This window comes from Arthrobacter sp. FX8, from assembly GCF_026723805.1.
Lineage (GTDB): Bacteria > Actinomycetota > Actinomycetes > Actinomycetales > Micrococcaceae > Arthrobacter.
On sequence record NZ_CP113505.1, the window covers coordinates 1,028,803 to 1,047,356 of the forward strand.

12 protein-coding genes and 3 pseudogenes are annotated in these 18,554 nt (G+C 66.4%); 9 read left to right on the plus strand and 6 right to left on the minus strand.

Annotated elements, in window-relative coordinates; genetic code table 11:
• Positions 1-37: 37 nt before the first annotated feature.
• Complete coding sequence (gene dnaE, locus OUO20_RS04725) at positions 38-3,598, plus strand: DNA polymerase III subunit alpha (protein WP_018771531.1); 3,561 nt, start codon at positions 38-40, stop codon at positions 3,596-3,598.
• Positions 3,599-3,706: 108 nt separating this feature from the next.
• On the opposite strand, the gene OUO20_RS04730 is transcribed toward dnaE, so the two are convergent.
• Positions 3,707-4,207: a flavin reductase family protein gene (locus OUO20_RS04730; RefSeq protein ID WP_018771532.1), complete on the minus strand. Its 501-nt coding sequence runs from the start codon at positions 4,205-4,207 to the stop codon at positions 3,707-3,709.
• Between the two features lie 126 nt (positions 4,208-4,333).
• Here OUO20_RS04730 and OUO20_RS04735 point away from each other — a divergent pair, with 126 nt between their 5' ends.
• The 3 genes and pseudogenes from OUO20_RS04735 to nrdR all read left to right on the plus strand — a co-directional run.
• Entirely contained in the window at positions 4,334-4,855 is a 522-nt protein-coding gene (locus OUO20_RS04735; RefSeq protein ID WP_268002926.1) for a hypothetical protein, read from the plus strand.
• A 4-nt stretch (positions 4,856-4,859) separates the two neighbouring features.
• Positions 4,860-6,233, plus strand: coding sequence for a histidinol dehydrogenase (gene hisD / locus OUO20_RS04740; RefSeq protein WP_268002927.1), 1,374 nt, complete (start codon positions 4,860-4,862; stop codon positions 6,231-6,233).
• 138 nt (positions 6,234-6,371) lie between these two features.
• Positions 6,372-6,869, plus strand: a pseudogene (nrdR, locus tag OUO20_RS04745) (transcriptional regulator NrdR); the annotation flags it as partial.
• A gap of 56 nt (positions 6,870-6,925) precedes the next feature.
• Here the strand turns inward: nrdR and ppgK are convergent.
• Both ppgK and map read right to left on the minus strand, forming a co-directional pair.
• Positions 6,926-7,729, minus strand: coding sequence for a polyphosphate--glucose phosphotransferase (gene ppgK, locus OUO20_RS04750; RefSeq protein WP_018771536.1), 804 nt, complete (start codon positions 7,727-7,729; stop codon positions 6,926-6,928).
• Positions 7,730-7,837: 108 nt separating this feature from the next.
• A complete protein-coding gene (map, locus tag OUO20_RS04755) occupies positions 7,838-8,716 on the minus strand; it encodes a type I methionyl aminopeptidase (protein WP_268002928.1) in 879 nt (292 codons plus the stop codon).
• Positions 8,717-8,838: 122 nt separating this feature from the next.
• On the opposite strand from map, the gene OUO20_RS04760 reads away from it, so the two are divergent.
• The gene (locus OUO20_RS04760; RefSeq protein WP_018771538.1) at positions 8,839-9,003 is read left to right on the plus strand and encodes a hypothetical protein; all 165 of its coding nucleotides are present in this window, start codon (positions 8,839-8,841) and stop codon (positions 9,001-9,003) included.
• Between the two features lie 48 nt (positions 9,004-9,051).
• Here OUO20_RS04760 and panB read toward each other — a convergent pair.
• Positions 9,052-9,971: pseudogene (gene panB, locus OUO20_RS04765) on the minus strand (3-methyl-2-oxobutanoate hydroxymethyltransferase).
• A 276-nt stretch (positions 9,972-10,247) separates the two neighbouring features.
• Between panB and glnA (OUO20_RS04770) the strand changes: the two are divergent.
• From glnA (OUO20_RS04770) to OUO20_RS04780, 3 genes are read left to right on the plus strand one after another with little or no spacing between them, the layout of a single operon-like run.
• Positions 10,248-11,588 carry a type I glutamate--ammonia ligase gene (gene glnA / locus OUO20_RS04770; protein WP_026266112.1) on the plus strand — a complete coding sequence of 447 codons (1,341 nt, stop codon included), beginning with the start codon at positions 10,248-10,250 and terminating at the stop codon, positions 11,586-11,588.
• Between the two features lie 9 nt (positions 11,589-11,597).
• On the plus strand, positions 11,598-14,609 hold the full coding sequence (locus OUO20_RS04775) for a bifunctional [glutamine synthetase] adenylyltransferase/[glutamine synthetase]-adenylyl-L-tyrosine phosphorylase (RefSeq protein ID WP_018771541.1): 3,012 nt from the start codon (positions 11,598-11,600) through the stop codon (positions 14,607-14,609).
• Positions 14,599-15,144: a GNAT family N-acetyltransferase gene (locus tag OUO20_RS04780; protein WP_268002929.1), complete on the plus strand. Its 546-nt coding sequence runs from the start codon at positions 14,599-14,601 to the stop codon at positions 15,142-15,144. Before OUO20_RS04775 ends, OUO20_RS04780 begins: the two co-directional genes overlap by 11 nt.
• A 272-nt stretch (positions 15,145-15,416) precedes the next feature.
• Here OUO20_RS04780 and glnA (OUO20_RS04785) read toward each other — a convergent pair whose 3' ends face one another.
• Positions 15,417-16,841 (minus strand): type I glutamate--ammonia ligase, encoded by a 1,425-nt coding sequence (gene glnA, locus OUO20_RS04785; protein WP_018771543.1) that lies wholly within the window; start codon positions 16,839-16,841, stop codon positions 15,417-15,419.
• 283 nt (positions 16,842-17,124) lie between these two features.
• Here glnA (OUO20_RS04785) and OUO20_RS04790 point away from each other — a divergent pair.
• Positions 17,125-17,561, plus strand: a pseudogene (locus tag OUO20_RS04790) (RDD family protein).
• A gap of 36 nt (positions 17,562-17,597) precedes the next feature.
• Here the strand turns inward: OUO20_RS04790 and OUO20_RS04795 are convergent.
• Positions 17,598-18,494: a DMT family transporter gene (locus tag OUO20_RS04795; RefSeq protein WP_018771545.1), complete on the minus strand. Its 897-nt coding sequence runs from the start codon at positions 18,492-18,494 to the stop codon at positions 17,598-17,600.
• Between the last annotated feature and the right edge of the window lie 60 nt (positions 18,495-18,554).

Sequence of the window (18,554 nt, forward strand, 5' to 3'; positions counted from 1 at the left end):
GGCGGAGCAGCAAAGCGGCAGCGCTTAGAATGGTGCGGTGAGTTCCAGCAAAGATTCGTTTGTCCACCTGCACACCCACACCGAATATTCCATGCTGGATGGAGCTGCCCGGCTGGGGGAGCTGTTCGACGAAACCGAGCGCCTGGGCATGCCTGCCCTCGCCACGACGGACCACGGCTACCTGTTCGGTGCCTTCGATTTCTGGCGAAAGGCCACGGACAAGGGCATCAAGCCGATCATCGGCGTCGAGGCGTACGTAACCCCCGGCACCGCTCGGACGGACAAGGAACGCGTCCGGTGGGGCGACGAATCCCAGCGCAAGGACGACGTCTCCGGCGGTGGGTCCTACACCCACATGACGCTGCTGAGCTACAACAACGTGGGCATGCGGAACCTGTTCCGGGCCTCGTCCATCGCCTCGCTTGACTCGGTGTTCGGCAAGTGGCCCCGGCTGGACCGCGAACTGCTGAACACCTACTCGGAAGGGCTGATCGCCACCACCGGATGCCCCTCCGGTGAGGTCCAGACCCGGCTCCGGCTCGGCCAGTACCGCGAAGCCTTGGAAGCAGCGGCCGAATTCCGGGACATCTTCGGCGCGGACAACTACTTCTGCGAACTGATGGACCACGGGCTGGACATTGAACGGCGCGTCACCGGTGACCTGCTGCGGCTGGCCAAGGACCTGAACCTGCCGCTGGTGGCCACCAATGACCTCCACTACACCCACGAGCACGACGCCAAGGCACACGAGGCGCTGCTGGCCATCCAGTCCGGCTCCACGCTGCTGGAACCTACCTATGACAACGGCGGTTCGCGGTTCGCGTTCTCCGGCAGCGGCTACTACCTCAAATCTCCCCAGGAGATGCGGGAGCTCTTCCGCGACCACCCGGAGGCATGCGACAACACCCTGCTCATCGCCGAGCGCTGCGAGGTGTCCTTCAACACGGATGCCAACTACATGCCGCGGTTCCCCTGCCCGCCCGGCGAGGACGAAACCTCCTGGCTGGTCAAGGAAGTGGACAAGGGCCTGAAGTACCGTTACCCGGGCGGCATACCGGACGAGGTCCGCAAGCAGGCCGACTACGAGCTCGGCGTCATCACCTCCATGGGCTTCCCGGGCTACTTCCTGGTGGTTGCCGACTTCATCAACTGGGCCAAGAACAACGGCATCCGGGTGGGCCCCGGGCGTGGTTCGGGTGCAGGCTCGATGGTGGCCTACGCCATGCGCATCACCGACCTCGACCCCCTGCGCCACGGACTGATCTTCGAACGGTTCCTCAACCCGGACCGCGTCTCCATGCCCGACTTCGACGTCGACTTCGATGACCGGCGCCGTTCCGAGGTCATCGACTATGTGACCCGGAAGTACGGCGACGAGCGCGTGGCCATGATCGTCACGTACGGCACCATCAAGACCAAGCAGGCCCTCAAGGACTCCTCCCGTGTCCTTGGCTACCCCTTCAGCATGGGCGAGCAGCTGACCAAGGCACTGCCGCCGGCCGTGATGGCAAAGGACATCCCGCTGGCGGACATCCAGAACCCGGAAGCCAAGCGTTACAGTGAGGCGGGGGACTTCCGGCAGCTCATTGCTACCGACCCCGAAGCCGCCAAGGTTTTCGAGACGGCACTGGGCATTGAAGGCCTGAAGCGGCAGTGGGGCGTGCACGCGGCCGGCGTGATCATGTCCTCCGACCCGATCATCGACGTCATCCCCATCATGCGCCGTTTCCAGGACGGCCAGGTGATCACCCAGTTCGACTACCCCACGTCCGAGGGCCTTGGCCTGATCAAGATGGACTTCCTGGGCCTGCGGAACCTGACGATCATTTCCGATGCCCTTGAGAACATCAAGATGAACCGGGGCATCGAGCTGGACCTGGAAAACCTCGAGCTGGACGATGCCGAGTCCTATGAACTCCTGGCCCGCGGCGACACCCTGGGTGTCTTCCAGCTCGATGGCGGTCCCATGCGGTCGCTGCTCAAGCTCATGAAGCCTGACAACTTCGAAGACATTTCCGCCGTCCTGGCGCTCTACCGTCCGGGCCCCATGGGCGCCAACGCGCACACCGACTACGCGCTGCGCAAGAACGGGATCCAGGAAGTGATCCCCATCCATCCGGAACTCGAGGAACCCCTCAAGGAAATCCTCGGCGGCACCTATGGCCTGATTGTGTACCAGGAGCAGGTCATGGCCGTGGCCCAGAAGCTGGCAGGCTATTCCCTGGGCCAGGCAGACATCCTCCGCCGCGCCATGGGCAAGAAGAAGAAGTCCGAGCTGGACAAGCAGTTTGCGGGCTTCTCCCAGGGCATGCAGGACAACGGCTACTCCATGGAGGCCGTCAAGACCCTCTGGGACATCCTGCTGCCCTTCTCCGACTACGCCTTCAACAAGGCGCACTCCGCCGCGTACGGCGTGATCTCCTACTGGACCGCGTATCTCAAGGCGCACTATGCGCCGGAATACATGGCGGCCCTGCTGACCTCGGTGGGCGATGACAAGGACAAATCGGCCATCTACCTCAACGAGTGCCGGCGCATGGGCATCACGGTCCTTCCGCCGGACGTCAACGAGTCCGCCCTGAACTTCACTCCGGTGGGGAACGACATCCGCTTTGGCATGGGTGCCATCCGCAATGTGGGCGTCAACGCCGTCGAGGCCATGGTGGCCGCCCGCGAAAGCGAGGGCGCCTTCACCTCGTTCAAGGACTACCTGATGAAGGTGCCGGCCGTGGTCTGCAACAAGAGGACCATCGAATCCCTCATCAAGTCGGGGGCGTTCGACTCACTGGGCCACCACCGCCGTGCCCTGGCAATGATCCATGAAGAGGCGATCGACTCCGTCATCACCCTCAAGCGCAACGAGGCCATTGGCCAGTTCGACCTTTTCGCCGGATTCGAGGAAGCGGGTTCGGAGTCGTCCTCCCTGAGCATCGAGATTCCGGACCTGCCCGAGTGGGAGAAGAAGGACAAGCTCTCCTTCGAGCGGGACATGCTGGGACTCTACGTGTCGGACCACCCGCTGCAGGGCCTCGAGGGACTTCTGGCCCAGCACGCCGAGATGAGCATCACCACTATCCTGGGCGAGGACGGTCCGCAGGACGGCGCCATCATCACCATCGCGGGCATGATCACGTCGCTGAGCCGGCGCATCGCCAAAGCCAGCGGCAACGCTTACGCCCGGGCGGAGGTCGAAGACCTGGGCGGCTCGATCGAGGTCATGTTCTTCGGGCAGGTTTACGGGCCCATCGCCTCCGTCCTCGCCGAGGACCTGATCGTGGTGGTCAAGGGCCGGCTGCAGAAGCGCGACGACGGCGCCATCACCCTGAACTGCATGGAGTTGTCCGTCCCGGACCTCAGCGAAGGGCTGAACGGGCCCCTGGTGATCACCATGCCCACCCACAAGGCCACCGAGGCCGTGGTCACCGAGCTGGGCGATGTGCTGCGCACCCACCGGGGCAATTCGGAGGTGCGGCTGCACCTGCAGGGAGACACCCGCACGGAAATCATGGGCCTGCCGGTCCACCTCCGCGTCAACCCCAGCCCGTCGCTGTTCGGCGACCTGAAGGTCCTGCTGGGCCCCGCCTGCCTGGACGCCTGACCCTGCCTGGACGCCTGACAAAGGAACAGCCGACGGCGGCCGGCACCTGCCGCCGTCGTGCCCTGCCCGGGTGCGTGGCTGGGGGCGGGGTGGGGTTGCGTGCCGCGCCTAGATTTCGTAATCCAGCGGCATGGGCTGCCCGTAGGCGCCGCCGTGGTACAGCAGGGGTGATCCCTCGCCGCCCACCTGGCCGTCCACCACCTGGACCACCACCACCGCGTTGTTCTCGAAGGAGAGCCGCATCTGCACCTCGCCGATCAGCCACCCTGCGACGTCCTTCAGGATGGGCACACCGTGCGGACCGATCTCCCAGTGGTTGCCCTCGAAGCGGTTGCCCGGGCGGGCAAAGCGGGCGGCCAGTTCCTGGTTCTCCAGCCCCAGCATGTGCACACCCAGGTACTGGGTGTTGGCCACGGCCGGCCAGGACCTTGAACTGCGTGCCATGTTGAACGTGAACCGGGGCGGCTTGGCGGACAGCGACGCCACCGAGGTGGCGGTGAAGCCGTAGGGCTCGTCCTGGTAGTTCACGGTGATGATGGCAACGCCCGCGGCGTGGCGGCGGAACATCTCCCTGAACGTCTGCTCGAACGGCTCGCTGCTGTCGGTCACCGGAACTCCTGCACTAAGTGGTGTAACTCTTCCTCCAAGCCTATTGGCCCGCGGCCGGGGCGGAGAACAGCCGCACGCACTGCGTGGCCGGATCACCCGGCAGGAACCTTTGTTAAGGTGTGATGCATGACAAACTCCGCACGGCGGCTGCCCTGGTCCCTGCTGCTGGTTCCGGCGGCGGCCGGAATTCCGGCAGGCATCCTGTGGTGGCTCCTGGCGCCGGGCGGATTGAACCTGGTTACACGGGATCCCGCCCTGGCGTCGGGCACGGTTCCCCTGGTGTGGCTTCCGCGCGACCTCACCCTGGCAGGGATCCTGGTGCTGGCCGGTTGCCTCCTGGCCGTGTTCCTGGCGGATGGCAGGCGTGCGGACCCGCAGGCGGCCCTGCTGACCGGCCTTGCCGGAGCGCTGGCAGGCAGTGTACTCGCCTGGGGGACCGGGGTTTTTGCAGGCCGGCTCTTGGAACCTGCTGTTGACGCGTCGGCGAACGCCAGCATCGCCTTTTCCCTCCGGGCGTGGCCGGTGCTGCTGCTGTGGCCTGCCGCCACGGCAATGTCGGTCTTCGTGCTGGAACTGTTCGGCGGGGCGGGCAGGAAGCCCCGGGAGAAGGGGACGGAACAGGCAGGCGCGAACAGCCCCGTAAAATAGTCCGGTGACCACTTTCCCGGAGTTTCCCGCCCCCGCGGCAGCCGCCGTTGATTTCCGCACCGTCGACCTTCGCGGCCGCAACCTGACGCTCGCAGCCCTGCGCGCCGCCGTTCCCCGGGCCAAGGGCCAGACCGTGGCGGATGCCGAAGAAAAGGTCCTGGAGATCATCTCCGCCGTCCGGCAGCGCGGCTTTGCGGCGCTGGCGGACTTGGCGGAAAGGTTCGACGGCGTGGCCCAGGACCACCCGCTGGTCCCCAGGGAGGCGATTGACGCAGCGCTGGCCCAGTTGGAACCGGAGGTGCGGGCCGCGCTGGAGGAATCGATCAGCCGGGCACGGAAATTCGCTGACGCCCAGCGCCCCCGCAACGTGGACGTCGAACTTGGCGACGGCGCCGTGGTCAGCCAGAACTGGGTCCCCGTGGCGCGGGTGGGGCTGTACGTTCCCGGCGGCCTTGCCGTGTACCCCTCATCGGTGATCATGAACGTCGTGCCCGCACTCGCGGCAGGCGTGGAATCCGTTGCCCTGGCCTCACCGCCGCAGAAGGAGTTCGGCGGCCTGCCGCACCCCACCATCCTGGCCGCAGCGGCGCTGCTGGGCGTCACCGAGGTCTATGCCATCGGCGGTGCGCAGGCCATCGCCGCCTTCGCGTACGGCGTCGAAGCCTCACCGGCCGGTCCCGCGCTGGAGCCCGTCGATGTGGTGACAGGGCCCGGGAACATCTTCGTCGCCACGGCCAAACGGCTGGTCAAGGGCGTTGTTGGAATCGACTCCGAGGCGGGAACCACGGAAATCGCCATCCTGGCCGACGACTCCGCCCAGCCGGCGCTGGTTGCCGCAGACCTGCTCAGCCAGGCCGAGCACGATCCCAAGGCCGCATCGGTCCTGATCACCGATTCGGAAGAGGTGGCCGCGGCCGTGCGCGCTGAACTGGAGCTTCAGGCCGCTGCAACCAAACACTCGGCGAGGGTCCGGGAGGCGCTGTCCGGCCCGCAGTCCGGCGTCGTGCTGGTGGACGGACTGGAGCAGGGGATCGCTGCCTGCGACGCCTACGCCGCCGAGCACCTGGAAATCATGACCCGCGATGCCGCAGCCGTGGCTGCACGGATCCGCAATGCGGGGGCAATCTTCGTCGGCGACTACAGCCCGGTGAGCCTGGGCGACTACTGCGCAGGCTCCAACCACGTGCTGCCCACCAGCGGCACCGCTGCCTTTTCGTCGGGCCTTAACGTCACCACCTTCCTGCGCGCCATCCAGGTGGTCAACTACAGCCGGGAAGCCCTGGCAGAGGTCAGCGGGCACATCGTGAGCCTGTCCCGGGCCGAGGACCTTCCGGCCCACGGAGACGCCGTCACGGTGCGGTTCCCCGGCCAGGGGTGACACCACTACATGTAGTAATTACAGGATTGTTATTACCCCACATGTGCCCGTAAACTGGGAGGCGCCACAGCATTGCCCCCGGCGGTGCTGATGGCTTCCAAGGAATCTTGCACACCACAAGCGAAAAGGGGGAACGACATGTACTGCCCGTTCTGCCGCAACCCCGATTCCCGCGTGGTGGACAGTCGGATGGCGGATGACGGTTCAGCCATCCGCCGGCGCCGGCAGTGCCCCGAATGCGGCCGCCGGTTCACCACCGTGGAAACAACCAGCCTCTCCGTGATCAAGCGGTCCGGGGTGGGCGAACCCTTCAGCCGCAGCAAGGTCATCAACGGAGTCCGCAAGGCCTGCCAGGGCCGCCCCGTGAGCGAGGATGACCTCGCCATGCTGGCCCAGGAAGTCGAAGAACAAATCCGGGCGTCCGGTGCAGCCGAAATTGATGCCCACGAGGTGGGCCTGGTGATCCTTGGACCACTGCAGAAACTCGACAAGGTGGCGTACCTGCGCTTTGCCAGCGTGTACCAGGCGTTCGAGTCCCTTGAGGATTTCGAAACTGCTATCGCCCTGCTCCGCCACGAGGCCGAAGAGGACGCCAAAGGCCCGGCCGGCAACGCCAAGAGCTCCGAGAAGAGCCCCTCTAGACTCCGGTGGCGGCAGCGGAGGGGAAGCCGCAGCCGCCACCGGCACCACTCCTACTTGGCCAGCTTGTGCTTCAGGGCGATTTCCAGGGCGGCGCCCACGATGCCTGCCTCGTTGCGCAGGACAGCCGGGACAATCGGGGTGCGGAGCTTGAGGTTGGGAAGGTACTCGTCCGCGCGCTTCGAGATTCCGCCGCCCACGATGAACAGTTCCGGCGAGAACAGGAACTCCACGTGGGAGAAGTAGCGCTGAAGCAGCACACTGTACTCGTCCCATGACAGCCCGTCCCGTTCCCGGGCCACAGCGGATGCCTTGGATTCGGCGTCGAAGCCGTCAATTTCAAGGTGGCCCAGCTCGGCGTTGGGGACCAGTTTGCCGTCGAAGATGAAGGCCGAACCGATGCCTGTACCGAGGGTGATGACCAGGACCGTGCCGGACACGCCGGCGCCGGCACCGTAGCGTGCTTCGGCCAGGCCGGCGGCGTCGGCGTCGTTGATGACCTCCACGGGACGGCCCAGCCGCGCGGTAAGGAGGGCATCGATGTCGGTGTCCAGCCAGCTCTTGTCCACGTTGGCGGCCGAATGGACCACGCCGTGCTGGATGATCCCCGGGAACGTCACGCCCACGGGAGAGCCGGCTTCAGGAGCCTCGGGGCGCGCAGAAAGCTCGGCCACCACCAGGGCCACGGCCTCGGCCACAGCCTCCGGGGTGGCGGGCTGGGGCGTGGGCACACGGAAGCGCTCACCCAGGAGCTTGCCCTTCTTCAGGTCGACAATGCCGCCCTTGATGCCCGTGCCACCGATGTCGATGCCGATCAGCGGTGCGTTCTTGTGCGGTTTTTCGTCCTTCTTGGCCAATGGGATTCCGTTCGTGTGACAGGGGCGGGCAGGAAAAGGGGCCGCTTGCGCGGCCGGTAACAGGTGTCCGGTCTGCGCCGGCAGCATGCCCGTGCGGGCATGGCCGGGTTACGGGAGGGTGAGGATTTCGGCGCCGGTCTCGGTGACCAGCAGGGTGTGCTCGAACTGTGCGGTGCGCCGACGGTCCCGGGTGACCACGGTCCAGTCGTCGCTCCACATGTCCCACTCGACGGTGCCCAGGGTGAGCATCGGTTCGATGGTGAACACCATGCCGGCCTCGATCACCGTGTTGTACGCAGGCGCGGCATCATAGTGCGGAATGATCAGCCCGGTGTGGAATGCCTCGCCAACCCCGTGGCCGGTGAAGTCGCGCACCACGCCGTAGCCGAACCGCTTGGCGTAGGACTGGATGGCACGGCCAATGACGTTGATCTCGCGTCCGGGCGCCACGGCCTTGATGGCGCGGTTCAGCGACTCCCTGGTGCGCTCCACCAGCAGCCGTGATTCCTCGTCAACGTCCCCCACCAGGAAGGTGAAGTTCGTGTCGCCGTGGACGCCGTTGATGTAGGCAGTGATGTCGATGTTCAGGATGTCGCCGTCCTGGACCACCGTGCTGTCCGGAATGCCATGGCAAATGACCTCGTTCAAGGACGAGCAGAGCGATTTGGGGAATCCGCGGTAACCGAGCGTGGACGGGTAGGCGTTGTGGTCCAGCAGGAACTCATGGCCCACCTTGTCCAGCTCATCCGTGGTGACGCCCGGCTGGATGTGCCTGCCCACTTCAACGATGGCCTGGGCCGCGATCCTGCTGGCAATCCGGATCTTCTCGATGGTCTCCGCGGATTTGACCTCGGAACCGGTGAACTTGGCCGGGGCGGTCTTGCCGACATACTCCGGACGGGGGATGGACGCCGGGACGGGACGCTGCGGACTCACGGTACCCGGGGTCAGGGTGCCAATGGGTGCAGTCGAGGCAAGGGAAGGCATAGATTGATCATATAAGGCACCACAGAACGCCTAACAACCGACAAGCGGCGGAGGGCACGCGTAAGTGTTTGTGTTACGTGGATCACCCCCGGCTTTCCCTGTCGCCGGAACGAGGAGCAACGATGACTGAGTACTGGTTCAACATCAAGACCCACGAGGTGGAAGAGGACCGGATGTCGGACTGGAGCCAGCTCATTGGGCCCTACCAGACCCGGGCGGAAGCCGAACACGCCCTGGAAAAGGTCAAAGCGCGCAACGAGGCCTGGGAAAAGGGCGACGACGACTGACCCGTTGGGTGCGTCCGGCCTCGCTGCAGCCGGCTTACCCGGGCGGGTTTAGAACGAGTGCTCCGGGCCGGGGAACTGGCCTGACCGGACGTCCTCGCCATAGGCGGTGGCGGCGTCGAGCAATGTGCTGCGCAGGTCCGCGTATTGCTTGACGAACTTGGCCATCCGGCCGCCCCGCAGGCCGGCCATGTCCTGCCACACGAGCACCTGGCCGGTCGTCGCCTTGCCGGCACCGATGCCAACCGTGGGAACGCTCACTGCCGCGTCGACCGCCGCCGCTGTTTCGGCAGGCACCATCTCCATCAGCACGCAGAACGCCCCGGCGTCCGCCAGCGCGACGGCGTCGTCAATCAGGCGCCGGGCATCGTCGCCGCGGCCCTGGACACGGTACCCGCCCAGGGCGTGTTCGCTTTGGGGGTGAAGCCGATATGGGCCATGACCGGAATGCCTGCCTGCACCATGGCCCGGACCGTTGGAGCGTAGTACTTCCCGCCCTCGATCTTCACGGCGTGGGCCAGCCCTTCCTTCAGGAAACGGACACCGGCGGCCACGGCCTGTTCGGCGCTGACCTCGTAGCTGCCGAACGGAAGGTCCGCCACCACCAGGGCGCGTTTGGCGGTCCTGGCGACGGCCCGGCACAGGGGGAGCAGTTCGTCCACGGTCACCGGAAGGCTGGTCTCGTTGCCGAACACGTTGTTCGACGCCGAATCGCCAACCAGGAGCACCTCGATGCCGGCTGCGTCAAAGATCTCGGCCGTGTATTGCTCGTACGCGGTAAGCATGGCGAACTTGGTGCCGTCGTTCTTGGCCTGCTGCAGGTGGTGGATGCGGACCTTTGCCGGCTTCCGTTCCGCCGGGGCCGGGGCCGCAGCCGCAGCCGCAGCCGCGGCCGCTGTGCCCGGGCCACTTCCGTAGGGTGCGGGTACTTCTGCGGACGCGCTGGAGTCGGAGCTGTTGCTGGAGGCCATGGGATGAGCGTAGTGCGGTACCCGGCGTCCTAGCTACCGCGGGCGGCGCCGGTCAAAGGTGATTAGCGTCATAGCGGCGCTTTGGACAGGCGCCAAAGGGCGCTGGAGACCCGGGCGGCGGACGGCCTGGGCGGCCGAACAGGTTAATGCTGTGTTACGCACGGCGCAGGCTCAAGCATCGGCGCCGAATGATTAGTACAGTGATGATGAACTGCTGCCGGCTTTCCCCTTTGCGCGGGCCCCGGAGCATGAACGTTGACCGGAGAAGAGGCCATCATGGACCGCCAGCAAGAATTTGTCCTGCGCACGATCGAAGAGCGCGACGTACGTTTCGTGCGGCTGTGGTTCACCGACGTCGTGGGTTCGCTGAAGTCCGTGGCGCTGGCGCCGGCGGAAGTCGAGGGAGCGTTCGAGGAAGGCCTCGGCTTCGACGGTTCCTCCATTGAGGGCCTGGCCCGCGTCTTCGAATCGGACATGCTGCTGCAGCCGGACCCGGCAACCTTCCAGATCCTGCCGTGGCGCGGCGAGACGGAGCAGACCTCACGCATGTTCTGCGACATCCTGACTCCCGACGGCGAGCCCTCCACCGCTGATCCGCGCAACGTCCTCAAGCGGACCCTTGCCAAGGCCGCGGACATGGGCTTCACCTGCTACACGCATCCCGAGATCGAGTTCTACCTCCTCAAGTCCCAGGAGCCGGGTCCGGACGGCGCACCCGTGCCGGTGGATGAGGGCGGCTACTTCGACCACGTTCCCGGCGGCGTGGCCCAGGACTTCCGCCGCACCGCCGTCACCATGCTGGAATCGGTGGGAATCTCGGTGGAGTTCAGCCATCACGAAGGCGGTCCCGGCCAGAACGAGATCGACCTTCGCTACGCCGACGCACTGCAGACCGCGGACAACATCATGACGTTCCGCACGGTCATCAAGGAGGTGGCCCTGCAGCAGGGAACCTACGCCACCTTCATGCCCAAGCCGTTCACCGACCACCCCGGTTCCGGAATGCATACGCACTTCTCGCTGTTCGAGGGGGACAGCAATGCGTTCTTCGAGGCAGGTGCCGAGTTCCAGCTGTCCAAGACGGCCCGCCAGTTCATTGCCGGCATCCTCAAGCACGCCCCCGAGTTCACGGCAGTCACCAACCAGTTCGTCAACTCCTACAAGCGCCTGTGGGGCGGCGGCGAGGCTCCCAGCTACCTGAGCTGGGGGCATAACAACCGTTCCGCCCTGGTCCGCGTGCCGCTGTACAAGCCGGGCAAGGGCCAGTCCGCCCGCATCGAGTACCGCGGCATCGATTCCGCGGCCAACCCCTACCTTGCCTATGCCGTCCTGCTCGGTGCAGGGCTGAAGGGCATTGAGGAAGGCTACGAGCTGCCGGCAGCCGCTGAGGACGACGTCTGGTCGCTCAGCTCGGCCGAGCGCCGCGCCATGGGCCACGATCCGCTGCCGGCAAGCCTGCACGACGCCATCCGCTCCATGGAGGACTCGGAGCTGATGCCGCAGATCCTGGGCGAGCAGGTCTACGAGCACTTCCTGCGCAACAAGCGCGCCGAATGGCAGGATTACCGGCTGCAGGTGACGCCCTACGAGCTGCAGCGCAACCTCGGCATCCTCTAGGTGCCAGGCGTGAGCCTGGCACGCCGCCTGATCGCGGCCGGATTCAGCGACCTGGAGAAGGGCGAACGGTTCCTTTCCGCGCGCGAACTCGAGGGCCTGGACCAGGACAGGCTCTTTGCCGGGCTGCACCTTGCGGCCAGTCCGGATACCGCGCTGCAGTCCCTGGTCCGGCTGATCGAAAAGCACCCGCAGCTGCGGGAGCTGGCGGACGCCGAGCCGGAGGCCAGCGAACCGATGTACCGGGTCCTGGGGGCCTCGGAGGCTTTGGGGGAGTTCCTCATCCGGCACCCCGAGCACCTGGAGGCCTTCGAGGTCCGCGCCAGTCCCGAGCCACTGCCGGCCAACCCGGGGCTGTTGCGCGCCACGCTCCTGCAATCCGTGGGGGCCGACCCCCGGGCTGCCCGTCCCGTGGCCGCCGTTACCGGCGTGGACGCCTATGCCGCCCTGCGCACCGCCTACCGGCGGGGACTTGTCGATCTCGCCGTCAAGGACCTGTGCGCCGCGGATCCGCTTGACTTCCTGCCATCGGTGGGCGGTGAACTGGCGGACCTTGCTGCTGCCGCCATCGAGGCTGCCCTCGCCGTCTCCCGGGCCGAGGCCGCGGAGCAGCACAGCGCTGCCGATGTGGCCGACGTCGGCCTTGCGGTGATCGGTATGGGCAAGTGCGGCGCCCGGGAGCTGAACTACATCTCCGACGTCGACGTCATCTACGTGGTGGACGCCGGCAGCCTGGAGGACGCCCACGCCAACACCATCGGCACGGCACTGGCGAGCGGGATCTCGCGGGCCATTTCATCAGTGGCCAGGGAGCCGGGACTTTGGGAGGTGGACGCGAACCTGCGGCCCGAAGGCAAATCGGGGCCGCTGGTCCGCACCCTCGCCTCCCACGAGACGTACTACGCCAGGTGGGCGGAAAGCTGGGAATTCCAGGCGCTCCTCAAAGCCCGTGCCATCGCCGGTGATGCCGCCCTGGGCCGCGCCTACGAGGACGCCGTGGCGCCGCTGATCTGGAGCTCGGCCGGCCGCGAGGGCTTTGTCGAGTCCGTCCAGGCGATGCGCCGCCGGGTCACCGAGCACATCCCGGCCGCCGAGGAGCAGCGCCAGATCAAGCTGGGGCGGGGCGGCCTGCGTGACGTCGAATTCACCGTCCAGCTGCTCCAGCTGGTGCACGGCAAGGCGGATGAGACATTACGACGGCGGGACACCACCTCCGCGATCGCCGCGCTGTCAGCCGGAGGGTACATCGGCCGTTCCGACGCTGCCGCCTTCGACAACGCCTACCGCTACCTCCGGCTGCTGGAACACCGCATCCAGCTGTTCCAGCTGCGCCGCACCCACCTGATGCCCGTGGCGGAGCCTGCGCTGCGCTCACTGGCCAAAGCCGTGCTGGGCCCCTTCTCCAACGAGCGGCCCAGCCCGGACTCCCTGCTGTCCGCATGGCAGCGCACCAAGCGTTCCGTCCGTGAACTGCACGAGCGCATCTTCTACCGGCCGCTGCTGAACACCGCGGCCAAGCTCAGCAGCGAGGACGCCAGGCTCACGCCCGAGGCAGCGCAGGGACGGCTGGCTGCCCTCGGCTACCGGGACCCCCAGGGGGCAATGCGCCACATTGAGGCGTTGACGGCCGGGGTAAGCCGCCGGGCCGCCCTGCAGCGCCAGCTCCTGCCCATCCTGCTGGACTGGCTCGCGGAAGGCGTGGACCCGGATGCCGGCCTTCTTGCCTTCCGCCGCGTCAGCGAGGCCCTGGGCACCACGCACTGGTACCTGGGCATGCTCCGGGACTCCAACGCCGCGGCCGAGCGCCTGTGCCACATGCTCTCCAATTCGCGGCTGATCGCAGACCTCCTGGAAGTTTCGCCGGAATCCGTCGCCTGGCTGGGACAGGACAAGGACCTGGTGCCGCTGGGCTTCGAGGCCCAGTGGCAGGAAATCACCGCGAAGATGGCACGGCACGCGGACCCGGAAAGCGCCATGCGCCTGATCCGCCTGATCCGGCGGCGCGAAATCCTGCGCATCGCCATCGCTGATTCCGCCGGCCTCCTGGACCAGGAACGGGTAGGCGGGGCGTTGGCCGACACGGACCGCGCCGCCGTCCTGGGTGCCCTGCGGGTGGCAGAAGGCATTGTCTCCGCCGGCGGCCCGCTCAAGACCACGGTGCTGGTGGTGGCCATGGGCCGCCAGGGCGGCCGCGAGATCGGCTACGGGTCCGACGCCGACGTCATGTACGTCCACCGCGCACTGCCGGGCTTCTCCGAAGCGGAGGCGCAGGAACAGGCCGCCCGCATCGTTGCCAAGGTATCCAGCCTGCTCACGCAGCCGCTGAAGCCTGCCATCATGGCGGAACGTGTCCTGCAGATGGACGCCGACCTCAGGCCCGAGGGCAAGAACGGGGCCATGGTGCGCTCCCTGGACTCGTTCGCCGAGTACTACCGCCGCTGGTCCCTGATCTGGGAAGCGCAGGCCCTGCTGCGGGCACGCCCCATGGCCGGCGACGACGCCCTGGCCGCTGACTTCATCAGGCTCATCGATCCCATCCGGTACCCGGAGTCCGTCTCGGAGCAGGACGTGCGCGAAATCAGGCGCGTCAAGGCGCGGGTGGAGTCCGAACGGCTGCCGCGCGGCGCCGACCCCGCACGCCACCTCAAACTGGGCCGCGGCGGCCTCAGCGACGTCGAGTGGCTGGTGCAGCTGCTGCAGCTCCAGCACGCCGGGAAGCATCCGGAGCTCCGGACCACCTCCACCCTGGAGGCCCTGGCAGCCGCGGCGGAACTGGGCCTGTTGGACGGCGCCGATGCCCGGCTCCTCGCCGAGGCCTGGCGGCTTGCCAGCCGTATCCGGTCAGCCAATGTCATCTGGAGCGGCAAGGCCTCGGACGTCCTGCCCTCCTCGCGCCGCGATCTCGAGGCTGTGGCCCGCTGGTGCGGCTATGAACCGGGCCGCGCCGCCGCGCTGGAGGAGGACTACCTGAGGGTGAGCCGCCGGGCCAGGGCAGTCTTTGAACGCCTCTTCTATGGGCACTGAACCAGCGCCGTGGGTCTGGCTGGTCCCGCTGCGGGACCTTGATTCGGACGCCCGCGCCATCCAGTTGGGCGCCATCGCGGAAATGTCGCTGGTGCCGGGCCAGGACCGCTTCGTCGGCGACCCGCTGCGGATGGCCCTTGCGGGACTGGCGGAAGAATCACGACGGCCGTACGTGGTCGAGGCCGGAGGCAGCGCCGTCGGCCTGTTGACCCTGCAGTCCGGGGCGGCAACGCTTGCAGGCTGGCCTGACGACCACTCAGCATGGCTGCTGCGCGGGTTCCTCATCGACCGGCCCCACCAGGGCAGGGGCATGGGCACGCTCGCTGCCGCCGCCGCTGTGGAGGCCGGACGCAAGCTCACCGCGCGGCACCAAACTGGCGAGTCCGGCGTCGTACTGTCCGTCAACCAGGAAAACCCTGCGGGCCTGTCCGCCTACCGCCGCGCCGGCTTCGTCGACTCGGGACCGTATACCGGCGGGCCGGCAGGGCCCCAACGAACCATGTTCCGCAGCTTTTCGGCAACGGTACCGGCGTAACTCTCCGTACCGGCATTGCGCTTAGCAAGCGTTTGCCCGATCATGTGGATTGGCGGTGTTCTCCAACCTTGTTGGGGGAAGGCTGGACAGTCTTCGTTCCGGGGGCATTCGTCAGGGGGGCCGGCTCCCGGTCTCAGCACGTCTGGAGCCGGGCCCCCACCCAACAGCTGCCGCCCGTGCCACTGAAGGAACGGGCAACGCAAAGGCGGCCACCGGTTCATCACCGGTGGCCGCCTTTTACTGTTCAGGATTCCTGCTGGGCAGGGCTGGAACTAGACGCCGTAGTAGAGCTCGAACTCGTAGGGGTTCGGGCGCAGGGACAGCGGGCGGATCTCGTTTTCGTACTTGTACTCGATCCAGGTGTCAATCAGGTCCTGGGTGAAGACGCCACCGGCCTGCAGGAACTCGTTGTCCTCGCGCAGGGCCTCCAGTGCTTCCTCCAGGGTGCCCGGAGCCTTGGGGATGTCCTTGGCTTCCTCGGCAGGGAGCTCGTAGAGGTCCTTGTCGATCGGAGCCGGCGGCTCGATGCGGTTGCGGATGCCGTCAATGCCGGCCATCAGCTGCGCAGCGAACGCCAGGTACGGGTTGGAGGAGGGGTCCGGAGCGCGGAACTCGATGCGCTTGGCCTTCGGGTTGGAACCGGTGATGGGGATACGGATACCGGCAGAGCGGTTGCCCTGGGAGTACACCATGTTGACCGGAGCCTCGAAGCCCTTGACCAGGCGGCGGTAGGAGTTCACCGTGGGGTTGGTGAAGGCCAGGACGGCGGAGGCGTGCTTGAGCAGGCCACCGATGTACCAGCGGGCGGTGTCGGACAGGCCGGCGTAGCCCTTCTCGTCGTAGAACAGCGGCTCGCCACCGTTCCAGAGCGACTGGTGGCAGTGCATGCCGGATCCGTTGTCGCCGAAGACCGGCTTGGGCATGAAGGTTACGGACTTGCCCCAGGCGTCTGCGGTGTTCTTGATGACGTACTTGAACTTCTGCAGGTCATCAGCAGCGTGGGTCAGGGTGGTGAACTTGTAGTTGATCTCAGCCTGGCCGGCGGAGCCAACTTCGTGGTGGCTGCGCTCGACCTCGAGGCCGGCTTCGTCCAGTGCAACACACATGGCGTCGCGCAGGTCAGCCTGCTTGTCCTGGGGAGCAACCGGGAAGTAACCGCCCTTGACGGCCGTCTTGTAGCCGAGGTTGCCGCCTTCTTCCTCGCGGCCGGTGTTCCAGTAGGCTTCCTCGGAATCGATCTTGTAGAAGCTGCCCTGCGGGGAGGACTGGTACTGGACGTTGTCGAACACGAAGAACTCGGCTTCGGGGGCGAAGAACGCGGTGTCGGCGATGCCGGTGGAAGCCAGGTAGGCCTCAGCCTTCTCGGCTACGCCGCGGGGATCGCGGTGGTACGGGTCTCCGGTGCGCGGGTTGACGATCGAGAAGTTCAGCGCGAGGGTCTTCTCCATGCGGAAGGTGTCCAGGAACGCGGTGGTGACGTCCGGGATCAGCTGCATGTCAGATTCGGCGATGCCCTGGAAGCCACGGATGGAGGAACCGTCGAAGAGCTGGCCGTTGACGAAGAAATCAGCGTCAACACTCTTGGCGGGGACGTTGAAGTGCTGCTGGACGCCCGGAAGATCGGTGAAGCGGATATCGACGAACTTTACATCTTCGTCCTTGATGAACTTGAGGACTTCGTCCGCAGTCTTGAACATCTATGCTCCTAACGCATATGTAAATATCTGGCATGCAAGCCACATGATCCAGCGCAATCCAAAAGCAGGGAGAACGCGGGGTTTTCCCTGCTGCGTACCTGCCGGGGGATTGCTTGAAACTGCTAACAGACTATGGATGCGGCATTTCCCGTCCGTGTCCGCTTTGTTTCGGGCAGGTTACAGAATGCCCTGCTATGACCACGCTATCTTCCGTCCACACTGTGGTCGAGTCCTATCCACACTGTGGGCGCGCCGCCGTGCCGGGGATCGGTAAGCTTGGACGGTGGTAGATCGCAAAGACATTGGGTCCTGGCTCAGCGGACCGGACACCTCCGGTATTTCCAAATATCCGGGGGAGCGGCTGGGCCTTCCGGAGTCCGGTCCGGGCTCCATTGCCCGGGCGGGCCGCAGGATCGCAGCAATCTGCATCGACTGGGGGATCGCCCTGCTGATCAGCAACTTTGCCTTTGCCGGTGACTCCTGGGCCACCCTGGCGGTCTTCGCGATTGAGCAGATCCTGCTGGTGGGAACACTCGGATACAGCATCGGGCACCGGGTTATGGGCATCGCCGTGGTGAAGCCGGGAGGCGGCACCCCGGACCCCTTGCGGCCCTGGTGAGGGCCGTGCTGCTCTGCCTGGTCATCCCCGCCGTGATCTTCGATCCGGATCAGCGCGGCCTTCACGACAAGGCAATGAACACGCTCCTCATCCGCCGCTGAGCACCGCGTGCCCCTTCTGCGCGTCCGCCGATTTCCTTAGCCGTTCACTTTCCGGTCCTTGCGCTGCCGGCGGAAGGCCGGCGCGTTGGTGATGACCACGCCGCCGATCACGATGGCGCCGCCCACCAGTTGCGCCGCTGTATGGACGTGCCCGGCGAGGATGGTGAGGACTGCTGTGAAGACCGTGATGAGGTTGAGGAACACCCCTGCGCCACCGGCGGGCAGGACCGTCAGGGCGCGGTTCCAGAGCAGGTAGGACAGCACCGACGGGAAGACGGCGATAAACAGCAGGGACGCCAGCGCGCTGCCGGTTGAGGGGAGGGCCAGTCCGCCTGTCAGGAAGCGGACCGGGGCCAGCAGGGCCACCGCTGCCGCTGCCTGGACAGCTGTGGCCGTGATCGGCGGGATTTTGGGGGCCAGGCGGCCGATGACTGTGTACGCCGTCCAGACAACCACGGCGCCCACCATCAGGACTTCGCCGGTCCCGAAACCGGCGGAGAGCAGCCTGCCGGCATCCCCTCCGCTGATCACGATCAGGACGCCGGCCATGGCCATCAGGACGCCGGCGACCGACAACGGTGTCAGCCGTTCGCGCAGGAAAACGGCGGCAGCCAGCGTGATGAGAGCGGGATTGAAGGCGTTGATCAGCGAGGCGTTGAACGCATCGGTGTGCTGCAGGGCGACATACAGCAGGAGGTTGTAGCCGAGCAGCCCGCACACGCTGAGCGCGAGAAGCCACGGCCAGGCGGCCAGGACCGACCGCCAGTCTGGCCGCTCCACAAGCCGGGCTATCACCAGCAGCGGCACCAGTGCGATGGCCCAGCGCAGGAGAACCAGGCTCAGGGGTTCAATGCTTTGGACGGCGCCCGCACCCACCACATAGTTGCCGGCCCAGAACAGCGTCGCCCCCAGGAGGGAGAGGACCGCGACCATTCGCTTACGGCCCTGGGCGCGTGGGCAGGACGGCCCTCCCTTGGCTGACGGCTGTGCCTG